The following is a 13108-nucleotide window of genomic DNA, read 5'->3' as shown; positions in this document are numbered from 1 at the left end:
CCGCGCTCGACCCTGGCCCAGTGGGTCGGTACTTGCGGCGTGCAGTTGCAACCGCTGGTCGATGCTCTGCGCGAAGTGGTACTTGCCCACAACGTGGTACACGCCGATGAAACGCCGGTACAGGTGCTCATGCCTGGCGCGAAGAAAACCCATCGCGGCTATGTCTGGGTCTACGCGACCACCGCATCAGTTGATATCAGCGCAGTGGTGTACGACTTCAGCCCAAGCCGCTCGGGCGAGCATCCGCGCAACTTCCTGCAAGACTGGAAAGGCAAGCTGGTTTGCGACGATTTTGGTGGCTACAAGGCCAGTTTCGCATTGGGCGTCACCGAAATTGGTTGCATGGCCCATGCCCGGCGCAAGTTCTTCGACCTGCACGCCACCAACAAGAGCACGCTCGCCGAGCAGGCACTGCGCTATATCCAGTTGCTATACGAAATCGAAAGTGAGATCCGCGACCTGGAGCCGGATTTTCGGCGACGAATACGGCAAGAAAAAGCCGTTCCCGTGATGGAAATGCTGCACGCCTGGATGATCGCCCAGCGCGAACTTGTGCACGATGGCGTGGCCATCGCCAAAGCTCTGGATTACAGCCTGAAACGCTGGGCGGCGTTGTCACGGTATCTGGATGACGGCGCGGTGCCAATTGATAACAACCACATCGAGCGGCAGATCCGGCCATGGGCTCTTGGACGCAAGAATTGGCTCTTCGCAGGATCGTTACGTAGCGGCAAACGCGCAGCGGCGCTGATGAGCCTGATCCAGTCGGCCAAGCTCAATGGGCATGATCCGTACGCCTATTTGAAGGACGTACTCCAACGACTGCCAACGCAACGGGCCAGTGAGATTGATAAACTACTGCCCCATCAGTGGATGCGCGCCTGAGTCACGCAAGGCGACCTATACATAAGGTTATGGTAGCCAGTCCGAAGCATCAACGCAGTCCGCAGATACCATTCGAGCGTAGGCGTTGATATCTGAATCCTTCCTCTCCATGTCCGCTTCTGCCAAGTTTCTTGCCTCTTGGATCCGGATGGAGTCAGCAGGTGGCGCTTTCGATGCCCCATCGAGCTGCCAAAGCATGTATTTCCATTTAATCATCGCCTTTGGATATCCAGGCCATGCGAAAAAATCAGGCAAGTGTCCACCGCTAGCGGAAGGCCGATTGGCTTCGATGACCACGGAGCAGTATGCGGCGCGGTAGGCGGTGTCAGAAAATAGAACATCATTGAGCTCCACCAACTCGAGGACGGAGGAGGTCGCATATGCTCCTCCACATCCTGACATCAATAGCGCTAACGTCCACAAGGTCCTTTTTGACATTTCCATTTATTTTCAAACTTTCAGTGAGGATTGGCGACTCAAGGTACACGGGCGCCGCTTCGGGGGCTTGACCGCCTGCGCCATTGGGGCACCACGAAATACTGCTTTAACGTAAGCGCCCATTTAAGTAAGCAAGATGTATTCGCAGGGCGCTTACCTTGCTGAAGCACTTGGCCCTGATTAGAAGTGACTCCTTCGTTTTTCCTGGCGCGAGAGCAGGAAAGCCATTATCCAACATGTCAATGCTGATGGCGCTTCGGTGCTTGAAGCGTGAGGACCTGACTATGCACGGCTTTCGCTCAACGTTTCGAGATTGGGCCGCTGAGTCAACGAGCTACCCACGCGAAGTCTGCGAACTGGCGTTGGCACACTCACGACAAGACAAGGTGGAAGCGGCTTATTTTCGCGGCGACCTGTTTGAGAAGCGCCAATCCATGATGAATGACTGGGCTGTTTATGCGACTGCTTCCGGGAAATAAACGTAGCGTCCGGCGAAGTCATCTACCCGATCCCAGCGATAAGGGCGATGTTGTCAACTTAAAAATACGTGGACACTATCGCCCCTATCATCAGGATTGCCATGCGCCAAAGAACCTATTATCCCAAACCCTTTAAAGCCCAGATCGTCCAAGAATGCCTGCAACCTGGCGTGTCGATGGTCAGCGTAACCCGGCGCCAGCGACCCGCGTACGATGGGGATCCCGTCTGGCGCATTCGGTAGAGCTTCTCAGATGGCAATCTCCTATTCTGCTTCACCTTGTGGATTGGGCGGGGGGCTGTAGTGGTCTACCGCACTCGAACCTTAAATAACTCCAGGACATTTATGAATCAGCGTTTCCGTCTTCGCAGGTTTCGTACTTTCTTAACGGCTGCGTCGCTCACTATCGCGGTATTTTCGCTGACCGCTACTAGCTACGCACAGGCCTGTAGTCTCGCGGAGTCAGCTTATGACATCGCGGCGTTTTGGGCAGCGCCGCGAGGAGGACAGGTCGTGTTCCAAGCAAAAGTGCGCGAAGTTGTTGAGATAGAAGACAAACAGGAGGATGGGCAGGTCCTCCACGGCCAAAAAATCCAGTTTGAACCCGTTCGCTGGTGGCGTGGTGGCGCAGGCAATCAACTGGTTGAAGGACGAGGCTGGGTAATAGCAGACGATGGGTGGAGCTGCGCAAGCGAGTTCTCCTTCCACACGGATGAGGGTGACGAGTTGCTTGTTGTGGGTGACATGCGAGACGGCATCGTCTACCCGTCCAAATTACTGAGTAAGCGATTGGTTAACGGCGTGATACCGGAGAATTATCTCGCTGTGTTTGCATCAAAACCGTGAGCTTTCGCGAAAGGAACATCACCCGCATCCGGCGGGTCTGCCAAGCGCTTTTCGGCACTCGCTGGTCCGCCCTGCGCACCCTAGTAATCATCTTCCTCGCCATCTTCAATTTCTATCTTTACATGAACGCCTCTACGCATGGTTACTACCAGAATCGCCACACCGCAAGGACTTCATCCCGTGGTTGATGGGGAACTAACGTAGCAGAACAGCGAAGTCGTCTATACAAGATGACTTCGGCAGCCGCTTACAGAGCAACTAACTTCTGATGGCTCGGTACGAACCGCCCGCCATGAATCATTCACTGCATTGGCGTATGGAGCGCGTCATGCGTTTGTAAGTGAGCTTGGATAAACCATCGGGTGGCATTCTTTTCCGCGTCGACATGGACAGTGGCAAATACTAGTCACTGCTCAGTCTAAACCAGCGATCGGAGCCTACAGACCAGGCTCGATGCATTTACGACGCAAGCCTGACGGGCTAGTTGTCAGTACAAACACAGCTCTATCTTCTGCCCTTTCGCCCTTTCGCCCTTTCGCCCTTTCACCGTTTCTAGTTTCCGGGCTAGCCAAACTTCTAGATCTTAAATGATGCATCGGGACCACTTACCAAGATCAAAGAACAGCATTCGCGGGTAGGACAACGAAAAACATCGGTAGCTAGAGCAATCGTCGCATGAGAGCGGAAGTTGTTGGGGTCATCTCAGGAATATGCGACTGGCGCGCCAAGTCAAGAGATTGGCGTAAACGGGCGATCTTCTCAATCCCACAACCTTTACGTTGAGCATACGCAGATAAAGAGCTGCTATTTAAGGTGCCTTGGTTTTGCTTGCCACGACGTGTTTGGGGTCAAGTAATTTACCGTGCGTTAACCCCTTAACCGTGCGTCCAAAGACTCGCTGAAAATAAAATGGCAATTTGCCATTGCAATTGCATTATCTACCCGCACATTAACGCAGCACCCCATAACTCACGGTCAAGGAAAGAGCGAATATGCCCACTACACCCTCTACTCCGGTAGCTGGCCCTCCCCCTTTGGACAATCTTGGCGGACAGGCTTTGTCCAACTGGCTCGATGATTGCCTAACGCAAAAACATCGTGTTGCTTATGTGTACGCCGGATATCTGTGCAAGCTGGTTGATCTCGATGACCCCGGCCTTACGCTTTACCCTGCTGACCCGGAGTTCGAAGCCAAGCCACTGCTCAAAAAGTTAGCCAGCAAACGGCTGCTTTTCAGTCTGGAGTCGTCGTTTCAGACACTGATTAACACGCAGGTGGCCGCAGCAGGTTGGACCTATTTGCCGGTATTGGCCAAAACAATTGTAGATACGCTGATCGCCACGCGTGCTGGCGCATTAGGCAAAACCAACGGTAGAGGCCCCGAGATTACCGAAAGAACGGCACAGAAGGTCTGGGCGGATGCGGGTGCGCGGTGCATGTTCGAAGGCTGCGGTGACGATCTGTCAGAGATTTCGCTTTGGACGAAAGCCGCCCGCGTAGGCTATTTGGCCCACATCGTTGCATCGGACCCCGAAGGGCCACGGGGAAATCAACAAGACTCTCACCGGCTGGCAAACAACCCGGACAACATTATGTTGATGTGTGATGAGCACCATCGCCTGATCGACTCCTTCGCACCTCACTACTACACCGCCGAGATCCTGAACGAGATGCGACAGTCCCACCGGGACATCGTACGCAACTACCTTGATTCCTTGGCATTCCCACGCACGAAGGCGGTGACGCTACACGCCAATCTGGCAAACGTGCCAACTTATTTTCACGATTCCGAGCTGATCGAAGCCATTGTGGCGACCAGACGAGCGATGGCGCCCGGGGTGATTCATTACGTGCGTCGAAAGTCTCAGCGTGACGACCGCCACCTTCCTGAGTTTTGGTACCAATATCTCAGGGAGCACGAAAACCACATTCGCCAACTGGTCGATGGATTCAACTCAAGCAGCGGCTTGAGCACCGAAAGCTTGGCCATTTTCCCTCTACACCACATCCCGACATTGGTACTGGCGGGGCGTGTGATGGGTGAAGCGCAGGCCATTCAAGTTTTTCAATACGACAAGGATCGTAAAACCTGGAGTTGGAACTCACAAACCGACGCCCATCCACCAGGCACGTTTAGTGTTGACGTTCTGCCGCAGCAGCAAGTGCAGGAAGTATTGATTACGCTTGAGCTGTCAGCGCACCTCGACGAGGACGCATTGCCTGCGCAGTTGAAAACTGCCGTGGATCTAGGCCACATACCCCGGATCCGCGTAACCACCTCCCAAACCGGCTTTAACTGCATTGGCCGACCAGAAGACCTAGACCAATTCGCGCAAACCGCCAGACAAGCGATTGTGCACGCTCAAGACGTGATGAGGGTTCAAAAAGTGCACCTGATCGCAATCAGTCCTGCCAGCACGGTTTTCCGTTTTGGTCAGATGCTCCAGGCGGGCCACCACCCAGAGTACATCGTCTACGACCGTGCGGCGCGTGATTACAAATTTGTTCCAGCACTATCGATTACGGGTCACCACGTATCCGCCACTGATGGGCAACACTCCATCAGCATCCCCCTTCGCTAACCCGCCTGAAAGAGCCTGATTCCATGAGTCATACTAAAAGCGCAAATCTAGTGATCCATGCCGAGCAGGGACGCCCCGCTCGACTGACAAAAGCGCTAGGGTCATTTACGGACATACGGGAAAATTTTGCTGCAGACGCTAAAACCCAACGACTTGAATACCGGCACTGGGCGCAGGCGCTGAATGAGGCGAACGTGCACATCACGGTAGGTGATGATGAAGTCGAGGCTGCGAAAGAGGCATATCAGGAAGTGGCTATGCAGCTGGCGGCGAATCTATTCTGGCCGCCGGAAACGATATCCATTCTGCCTCAAGGTTCAGCCAGCACCAGGACCTTGATTCGCTCGCCCAATGGTGGTGAGAAGTTCGACATTGACGCCGTGTGCCAAGTAGACATTTCACGCGTGGAAGCCACCGACCCCATGGCGTTCTTTGAGTCCATAGGGCAAGCGCTGGTCGAGCTAGAGGCTGAAGCCAAACGGCGTTGCTGGTGTATCCCTTTTCCCCGACAGCCGTTTTACCTCGAATTCACCCCATCCGTCCCCCTGAAAACTGTACCCGCGCAAACCTTGTACGCTATGGCGCCCCGCTATCGCGCCTCGCGATATGAGCATACGGCACTGGCGGTAGTGGACACCCCTACCAAGAGCTGGAAAACCTCCAACCCAGCGGGGATCAGCCAATGGGTGGACGATACCGCCAAACGTCCTCTCATTCTCAACGTGGTGAAGGAAGCGTTTGCAGCTGATCGGGCACTTGCCAGTGTTGCGCCGGTCCCCGATCAGGCGGTGGAAATTACCGACACGTTGCGGGTGGCCATCCGCTTGTTCAAGCGTCATCGAGATATGTGTGTGAGGCGAGGCATCATTGATGCAGGGACCAAGCCCATCTCCATCATTATTGTCACCCTGCTGACTACTTGCTACGAGGGACTGGCTGACCTCAATCGCTCGTTTGAGCATCCCGTAGAGCTGCTGGCTGAACTCGGGGCATTCCTGCCGCACCTGGTTTTTACACTCGATGGCAAGCATCGCGTTGATAACCCGACCGTTGAGGGCGAAAACTTCGCCGAGAAATGGAACGACGATCAGGGGGAGCGCTACAGATCATTCATGACTTGGTGCGAGACACTTTCGGCTGATCTGAAAACCATTCTGGCCCTCACAGATCCTCAGGCGATTTCCAAGCGTGTGCGTGAGGTGTTCGGAATTCCAGCGCCTGCTGGCGGTAGCAGCGGCCTGACGACCTTCCAACCGCCTGCGCCTAGAGCTACGCCGGCGAGCAGCGGGCTGGCCTGATGATTACGGTGAATTAATTGAGTCTTAACTTGGCTGTACTTCGCGATAAATTCCCGGATTTGCAGCCTTCGTCCCTGGTCCGGGATGCTGGAATGACAGCCTACTCGCTAAAGCTGCCAGTTTTTCAGCTGGGAAGAGAATTCAAATGGGCGGAGCTGCGTCTGCCAAAAGGATTCCCTGAGCGCGGCAAAGCATTCGTTCAACTCTCCCCCGATGCGGTATTGCGTATTCCACACCTCGATGACGCCGGTATCCTTTGTATGGAAGGTGATCCAGGTCCAGGTCTTGGTTACTCCAGTGAAGATCGAATTCTTCTCCTTCTACACGCCTACTTGGAACGGTTTCTCAAACCTTGGCTGCAGGGCGATCTCGACGGCGACTTTGAGACTGAAGCACTCAATTACTGGGCGATCGAGGTTGGCCGTGCCCGCTCCAACACTGATCCCGTACGGGAAGTGTGGACAGTTGATCTGCCCCCGAAAAAATCTAGGATTAGGAGCGGCCTGCTGTTGATGCCCAATCGCATCCTCGTTGCCGGGGATGAGCAGTTACTGATCACCAGCCGCCTCGTCCAGACCGTGGGTCCGATGACACAACAACGTATTGGAGTGCGGGTGGCTGATATTCCCATTTCCCATGCATTGACTCCCGCAACCTGGCCTCAAACGTTGTCCGATTTAGATCGACTACTTAAAGGCCGGCTTACGCCCGCTGAGTATTCAAAGTTTCAAGCCTCTCGCAGCCGCCGCGGTCAAAGCACGCATCGTTTGGTGCTGTTGAGGAGTGATGAAGCTGCTTTCGCCTATCTTTTGCCACATGGTCCACCGGTGGTTCTGGACGTGGGGCAGCAAAAGAAAACATTTCCTTCGCCCCGTAAACCGCTGCCACTTTTGGTATCCCGCTTAGACCCGAGTTGGATGTCGGGGCGGGATCAGCACCCTGAGGTGGCTAAGCGTCAGACAAAACATATTCTGGTATTAGGCACAGGGGCACTCGGGAGTCCGTTGGTTGATCATCTTGCCAAGGCGGGACTCGGACGAATATCGGTGGTGGACGCGGATTCCATGTCATCCGCTAATGTGGGGCGACATCTGTTAAGCGCCGAATCCATCGGTCAAAAAAAGGTGGCTGCAGTCGCCCGGCGGATAAACTCCGGCTACCCGGCGACGCAGGTAATTCCGTATGCAATGAGCACCGCGCAGTGGTTAACCAAGAACTCTTTGGCGGGCATTGATACGGTAATCGACCTCACCGGCGAGCCAGAAGTAAGAGTAGAAGTCGAGCGGGCTCGGCAGAAGCACGCCTGCCCTTTGCTGGTTGGTTGGATGGAGCCCTATGTCGCTGCCGCCCATGCTTGCCTGCTACCTGCGGGACAATTATGGCTACAGGGCGCCGAGGATCCACTGTTCATGCTTGAGTCAGTAGTCTGGCCAAAGGAAGTCATCCAACAAGTGCCCGGATGCAGCAGTCGCTTCCAGAGTTATACCGCTGCAGCTGCAGCCCATGCCGTTGCGTTGGTGGCGGAGTGTGCACTGGAGATGATCGACTACGCAGCAGAGCATCCCCTGCCGTCGGTGCGTAGCTGGATACGCGGACAACCCTATCTGGATAAGCACTGGCCAGGTCTCGTCCACAAAGAATGGGCTCAGGCCGCCGCTCCATATGACGGTTTGATCCTGTCCAGGCCATTTCCATGAACAGGATATTTTTCTATCCCGACAATACTCGATATGTACTGTTCACTAAGCAAGCCTTGTTCCACATGTATGCGTATGCGCAAAGGCGACTTTGGCAGAAGGAAGCAGGCGGGGAAATTTTCAGTTCAGAGCCGGATGCTGGTGGGCTGATCATCACGGCAGCAACCGGGCCCCACCCTTCTGATCGCCGTAGCCGCTTCGCCTGGAATCCGAATATCAATGCCTCCGACAGAAATAGGCAGATTGAATTTTCTCATAACCGCCATGCCGTGGGTTTGTGGCATACGCACCCAGAGAACGTGCCAACACCGTCAGGACGAGACCATGCAACCACTCGGGAATACCTCGACGCTTTTCGCGGAGACAGGTCACGATATCTCATGGTGATCATCGGCAACCGAGGAAATGTCCCCCGTATGGCTGTCTGGGTGGCGGACCACCAATCGACCCATAAGTGGGTTCAGCTCAGAGAAGCCACTCCCGAGAAGCTAAAGTCGATGCCCGCCGAGAAGCCTGAACATTTAGGCTCGACGTTGGTTCGCCCAACTTAGGCGCTAGGGTTCTCGCTGGGCCCCGGCACGATTGCCCTAATCAAACGAAATAGTTCCGCCTGGTATAGGGCGTCTTGCAGTGCATTATGGTTTCCACTCGATTGGGGGTGAAGCGTCGCAGCCATTCGGCTTGAGCGAGTATCAGTCCAACATGACCCTGTCGCGCCCATGTAGAGCGATTTGATATCCAGTGCGGAGAAACCGAATGGGTTCGACTGAAGATAACGGTGAAAATAGTAGTTGATGAAGGACCAATCAAAGGAAGCATTGAGCCCAACAAAAACGGGCATGCTGTCCTTGCCCGCAATCGTCAACACCCAGTCCTGAAACTGGCGCATGGCGATTTCTGGAGTTAACCCCTCCAGTGCGAGTGTCTCAAGAGAAAGTCCCGTCACCGCCATCGCCTCGGTGTCGACATTAGCCGAAATGGGCTTGAGCAAACATGAAAATACCTGATCAGGTGCATCGACATTACATGCACCAATCGTTAGCAAGCTGAACTGGCCGGGAATCGGGCCGGACGTCTCGACGTCGACGGAGAAAAAAATTTCGCGTTTCTGGTTCATGGTAATAAGGGTCTGCAACGTGAATGGGGCGGTTTTGAACGGAGTTTCCAAGTTTGCTGCGTGTCACGACGTTGAAGCTATTCAGTGGATGGAAGCCCGAAGAGGCCGGTCGGGAAGCACCAGAATCCATGATCCATTTATGTGTACCCAGATATTTAAGCGCTGAGTGGTATATGTATCGATTGTTATTTTGAGTAACCTGCATCCGGGCTAGGATGCCACAATTAAATTGTCTGCCTATGACTTCTCTACCTACGGCGGACTCAAGGGGCGCGTTGAACAAATCAGCCCTGGCGCCTTGAAATACGATGAGGCAAGGAATCGCCTTGGGGCAGAGACCACCTACTATCGCGTCATGGTGCGCACTCACGGCAATAGTTTGTCTAAAGGCGGCAGCCAAGAGCTGCGCATCGTTCCAGGCATGACAGCCACGGTCGACGTCCTGACAGGTCCAAAGACCATGCTGGACTACCTGTTACAGCCGATCTTGAGAGTTCAGGAAGCGTTTCACGAGAAATAAACGTTATCCCTCAACAAACCCTGATTATTCGAAACTTGGTGGCGAGCTCAGTGAATCCGTTTTGTATCAATGGACACGGGGCTACCGTACACACCGCTTCCGTTTCGCAGGATGCTTATTCCGAAGAAAAACGGCAAGACGAGGCCTCTAGGAATTCCCTTGATGAACTGCCGGGTCAAGCCGGCACTCCATTTATTGGCTATGAAGCCTACAGCGGAAAATCGTCTCGAGTCCGAGACTCGATCACCTCAATTCTGCGCCCTCCCCCCCCCGATTAAGTTCGAGAAAACGCTTGGGTTGCGACTGTCATAAACGGTATTGTCTTTGTCGCAAAATGGCGATATTTGCGGTGTCGATACCTTTATCTTTTAAGTTCAGTTCGCTCACAAGCTAAATGCGATGAGCTCCTACTAGTAGGAAAATTGCGGTGCGCGTGTGTGCAACATTTGACGAGACTGACAAACGATTAGGAAAAGTCGACATGCCCCATAAAAATTGCAAGGAGATATGGATTGATCGCCGTTGCTGTGATTGGGATATGTTTCTATTTGAATTGATTGGCACAGCGTACCAAATGAAGTTTCCCCTGCTGCTGGTCAACTGGCGCGAAGCCCGGCGCTACTGGCGACGATACAGCTGCACAGGAGCGGAAGTCATTAAGATACAACGAGCCCGCGAGATAAATGAGGCGTTGTACAACGGTTACGGGGAGCTCTCCTGCCAAAATGGCAATCTAGTCGATGATTCAGATTATGTGATGCCTGACAGACAACCAAATCATTCATTTTGGTGGAGAGGCTCATTGGACTAAATGCTTCACGCTTCCATCAAGACAGTGCTGGTAGCGTCGCCACACGATGCTGCAGATCCCATCCTATGTATCAAACAACTGATGCAGTAAGCCGGAAATCCGGCCCACTCCTGAGGCTGGCCTTACGCCTAAAGCCCCGCCCGCGAGGGCGCGGTCCAACGAGCAACCTGATTCTCACTTAAAATTATTAAACCAAGGAAAGATGAAATGAAACCCATGACAGCTCTGTTCACCGCAGCAGCCCTGATCCTCACCGCAGGCTTGGCCCAAGCCGATGTTCGATTGGATCGGATCCCGCAGTTGGTCAAAGAAGGCAAGATCAAGCCGCTGGAGGAGCTGAACCAAATCGCACAGAAACTACACCCCGGCACGACTATTACCGATACCGACCTAGATAACCACTTCGATGGCTACGAATACCAAGTTGAATTACGCGACACCAATGGCATCGAGTGGGACGTAGAGCTCAATGCCACTACCGGAGAAGTCTTGAGCAACAGGCAAGACACGTAATCTCAATGCAAACAAAGCCATATGATCTGAGCAACGTATGGCTTTTAGGAACCTGAACCTGAGGGTACGGAACAAAAGCGCGAGCCGGTTAGGACTACCGCGAGAAAAAGTTCTGTACCAAAAACTTCAGCATATCTACATTAAAACAGCCCAACGACTGCCCCCTGCACCATTAGATAAGCTAATAAAGTTGGATCAGTGTAAGGGCGGGCGGAAACGTTCTGCGAAGTCTTCTACTTAGCCAGCAGATTACTTGCACTGTTCGAAGTGCGCACCACCGAATCATTGAGTATTTTCCAATATGTCGATCAGCATAAATTCGTTCAAATATCCGACAATAGCAACAGCAATGTTATTAAGCGTGTTCGCCGCTTCCTCCGCGCTGTACACCATCGATGAAAAAGAACGAGGCGTGGTCCTGCGAAATGGCGCATTGGTCGGCACCGCTGAGCCAGGCTTGGCATTCAAAATTCCGCTAATCGAAGCTGTAAAGTTAATCAGTGTTCAGAATCAAACTACGCGTTATGAGTCGCTGACGGCCTATTCCATGGATCAGCAGGCGGCCACACTGAACGTTTCGGTGTCATGGCATGTCGAGCCAAGTCAAGTAGCAGATTTGTACCGGGGGTATGGCGATGTTGAGAACATGGTTTCACGCGTCATCAGCCGCCAAGTTCCTACCCAAGTAGAAAATATATTTGGTCGTTACACCGCTATTCGGGCCGTTCAAGACAGAGGGCAGTTTGTAGCCGACATTGCGGAAGCGCTGAAGTCTTCAATTGATGCCCCGGTAGTCATCGATAGTGTCCAGATCGAAAACATCGATTTTTCCGATGCCTATGAGCGATCCATTGAGGAACGCATGAATGCTGAAGTCCAGGTGAAAACTCGCGAGCAAATGCTTGCGACAGAAAGAATTCAAGCTCAAATTCAGACCACCATGGCCCAGGCAGCGGCGGACTCCGTTCTAGCTCAAGCCAAAGCTGAAGCTGAGGCGACGCGTTTGCGCGGTGATGCAGAGGCTGATGCGATTAAGGCGCGAGCGGCGGCGTTGTCCAGTAACCAGAACCTGGTGGAATTAACCAAGGCTGAGCGTTGGGATGGGAAACTACCAACGACGATGCTTCCCAACTCTGTGGTGCCCTATCTTGACGTGAAAAGACAGTAAGTGCATTTAGGCGTTACGCCCAAATCCACAGGTGATTTCCGACACTGCTGAATCACGCGCGAAACGGCACCCTTTCAGGGACAAAACGTGTACGTAAAACGATGAAATTTTTGTGGGTCTCGGCTTACACCCCCCCCATATCAAAATATTACCAGCTTAATTAAATAAGGATATGGCAATGATTGTACTAGTTTCTCAAAGACTGAAGTGGTTTATTTATGAGGCCGTAATATTAATATTAATATTAATGGTCGGTCTTGCCTCTGTAGGTTTTAATTACGGTTACCGATTTTTATTCGACAGTACAATTAACTCGTCATTTTTTATATTGCGACATTGGCTTTAGGGCTTGGAGTGGTTTTTCTGTTTAGAAAAGACTATATTTTCGTATCGGAATTTAAATTTACCCAGCAAAAAATTGTTATTCGAACATTATTTGGTTTTAGTAAGAGGTTTGACCTGCAACAATTTAGCCTTATGCCTAGCTTCAGCAAAACCATAAATTTTCCTTTTTTAGAGGGAAAGGCATCATTATCGTTCGCTATTTTAAATAGAGAAACGGGGCGGGCTGTCAGAGAGTACGGTTGGAATGGATTTTCTGCAGACGACTTCCGCGGAGTATGCCGCTTATATGGATTTAAAGATGACACGGATTTTAAGCTAAGGAAGGTCTGAAGTACCCCGCGATTTTTTGATGCTCCAATCATTTGGAGTTCAAAAAATCGACGGTCTGCCAAAAATCAGACTTAGGCTCT

The 13108-nt window shown here is 52.7% G+C and carries 12 protein-coding genes; 10 read left to right on the top strand and 2 right to left on the bottom strand.

Features of this window, described 5'->3' with window-relative positions:
• Positions 1-885: IS66 family transposase (gene tnpC / locus J2X66_RS29945; RefSeq protein ID WP_310272299.1), on the top strand; the 885-nt coding region annotated here is incomplete at its 5' end.
• A gap of 27 nt (positions 886-912) precedes the next feature.
• Here tnpC and J2X66_RS29940 read toward each other — a convergent pair.
• Positions 913-1329, bottom strand: a complete 417-nt coding sequence (locus tag J2X66_RS29940; protein ID WP_310272296.1) for a hypothetical protein — start codon at positions 1327-1329, stop codon at positions 913-915.
• A gap of 817 nt (positions 1330-2146) precedes the next feature.
• On the opposite strand from J2X66_RS29940, the gene J2X66_RS29935 reads away from it, so the two are divergent.
• The 5 genes from J2X66_RS29935 to J2X66_RS29915 all read left to right on the top strand — a co-directional run bounded on the left by J2X66_RS29935 (position 2147) and on the right by J2X66_RS29915 (position 8775).
• Complete coding sequence (locus J2X66_RS29935) at positions 2147-2647, top strand: hypothetical protein (RefSeq protein ID WP_310272294.1); 501 nt, start codon at positions 2147-2149, stop codon at positions 2645-2647.
• A 992-nt stretch (positions 2648-3639) separates the two neighbouring features.
• Positions 3640-5229: an SAVED domain-containing protein gene (locus J2X66_RS29930; RefSeq protein WP_310272291.1), complete on the top strand. Its 1590-nt coding sequence runs from the start codon at positions 3640-3642 to the stop codon at positions 5227-5229.
• 23 nt (positions 5230-5252) lie between these two features.
• On the top strand, positions 5253-6527 hold the full coding sequence (locus J2X66_RS29925) for a nucleotidyltransferase (RefSeq protein WP_310272288.1): 1275 nt from the start codon (positions 5253-5255) through the stop codon (positions 6525-6527).
• Between the two features lie 92 nt (positions 6528-6619).
• Positions 6620-8224: a ThiF family adenylyltransferase gene (locus J2X66_RS29920; RefSeq protein ID WP_310272285.1), complete on the top strand. Its 1605-nt coding sequence runs from the start codon at positions 6620-6622 to the stop codon at positions 8222-8224.
• Positions 8221-8775 carry a Mov34/MPN/PAD-1 family protein gene (locus J2X66_RS29915; protein WP_310272282.1) on the top strand — a complete coding sequence of 185 codons (555 nt, stop codon included), beginning with the start codon at positions 8221-8223 and terminating at the stop codon, positions 8773-8775. Before J2X66_RS29920 ends, J2X66_RS29915 begins: the two co-directional genes overlap by 4 nt.
• On the opposite strand, the gene J2X66_RS29910 is transcribed toward J2X66_RS29915, so the two are convergent.
• Complete coding sequence (locus tag J2X66_RS29910) at positions 8772-9341, bottom strand: 3'-5' exonuclease (RefSeq protein ID WP_310272279.1); 570 nt, start codon at positions 9339-9341, stop codon at positions 8772-8774. The two genes, J2X66_RS29915 and J2X66_RS29910, sit on opposite strands and share 4 nt — an antisense overlap.
• Before the next feature lie 229 nt (positions 9342-9570).
• On the opposite strand from J2X66_RS29910, the gene J2X66_RS29905 reads away from it, so the two are divergent.
• The 4 genes from J2X66_RS29905 to J2X66_RS29890 all read left to right on the top strand — a co-directional run bounded on the left by J2X66_RS29905 (position 9571) and on the right by J2X66_RS29890 (position 12353).
• Positions 9571-9861, top strand: a complete 291-nt coding sequence (locus J2X66_RS29905; RefSeq protein WP_310272276.1) for a hypothetical protein — start codon at positions 9571-9573, stop codon at positions 9859-9861.
• Positions 9862-10342: 481 nt separating this feature from the next.
• Positions 10343-10672 carry a hypothetical protein gene (locus tag J2X66_RS29900; protein WP_146206225.1) on the top strand — a complete coding sequence of 110 codons (330 nt, stop codon included), beginning with the start codon at positions 10343-10345 and terminating at the stop codon, positions 10670-10672.
• A gap of 207 nt (positions 10673-10879) precedes the next feature.
• Positions 10880-11185 (top strand): PepSY domain-containing protein, encoded by a 306-nt coding sequence (locus J2X66_RS29895; protein ID WP_310272269.1) that lies wholly within the window; start codon positions 10880-10882, stop codon positions 11183-11185.
• Between the two features lie 301 nt (positions 11186-11486).
• The gene (locus J2X66_RS29890) at positions 11487-12353 is read left to right on the top strand and encodes a prohibitin family protein (protein WP_405046824.1); all 867 of its coding nucleotides are present in this window, start codon (positions 11487-11489) and stop codon (positions 12351-12353) included.
• Positions 12354-13108: the final 755 nt, after the last annotated feature.

This window comes from Pseudomonas sp. 3296, from assembly GCF_031456615.1.
GTDB classification, from domain to species: Bacteria; Pseudomonadota; Gammaproteobacteria; order Pseudomonadales; family Pseudomonadaceae; genus Aquipseudomonas; species Aquipseudomonas mucoides.
This window is presented reverse-complemented; position numbering and strand designations above follow the sequence as displayed.

Excerpts from the sequence above, each read along its gene's own strand:
- J2X66_RS29895 (WP_310272269.1), top strand. The coding sequence starts at position 10,880 with ATGAAACCCATGACAGCTCTGTTCACCGCAGCAGCCCTGATCCTCACC.
- J2X66_RS29920 (WP_310272285.1), top strand. The coding sequence starts at position 6,620 with ATGACAGCCTACTCGCTAAAGCTGCCAGTTTTTCAGCTGGGAAGAGAA.
- J2X66_RS29900 (WP_146206225.1), top strand. The coding sequence starts at position 10,343 with ATGCCCCATAAAAATTGCAAGGAGATATGGATTGATCGCCGTTGCTGT.
- J2X66_RS29890 (WP_405046824.1), top strand. The coding sequence starts at position 11,487 with ATGTCGATCAGCATAAATTCGTTCAAATATCCGACAATAGCAACAGCA.
- J2X66_RS29930 (WP_310272291.1), top strand. The coding sequence starts at position 3,640 with ATGCCCACTACACCCTCTACTCCGGTAGCTGGCCCTCCCCCTTTGGAC.
- J2X66_RS29910 (WP_310272279.1), bottom strand. The coding sequence starts at position 9,341 with ATGAACCAGAAACGCGAAATTTTTTTCTCCGTCGACGTCGAGACGTCC.
- J2X66_RS29925 (WP_310272288.1), top strand. The coding sequence starts at position 5,253 with ATGAGTCATACTAAAAGCGCAAATCTAGTGATCCATGCCGAGCAGGGA.
- J2X66_RS29935 (WP_310272294.1), top strand. The coding sequence starts at position 2,147 with ATGAATCAGCGTTTCCGTCTTCGCAGGTTTCGTACTTTCTTAACGGCT.
- J2X66_RS29915 (WP_310272282.1), top strand. The coding sequence starts at position 8,221 with ATGAACAGGATATTTTTCTATCCCGACAATACTCGATATGTACTGTTC.
- J2X66_RS29940 (WP_310272296.1), bottom strand. The coding sequence starts at position 1,329 with ATGGAAATGTCAAAAAGGACCTTGTGGACGTTAGCGCTATTGATGTCA.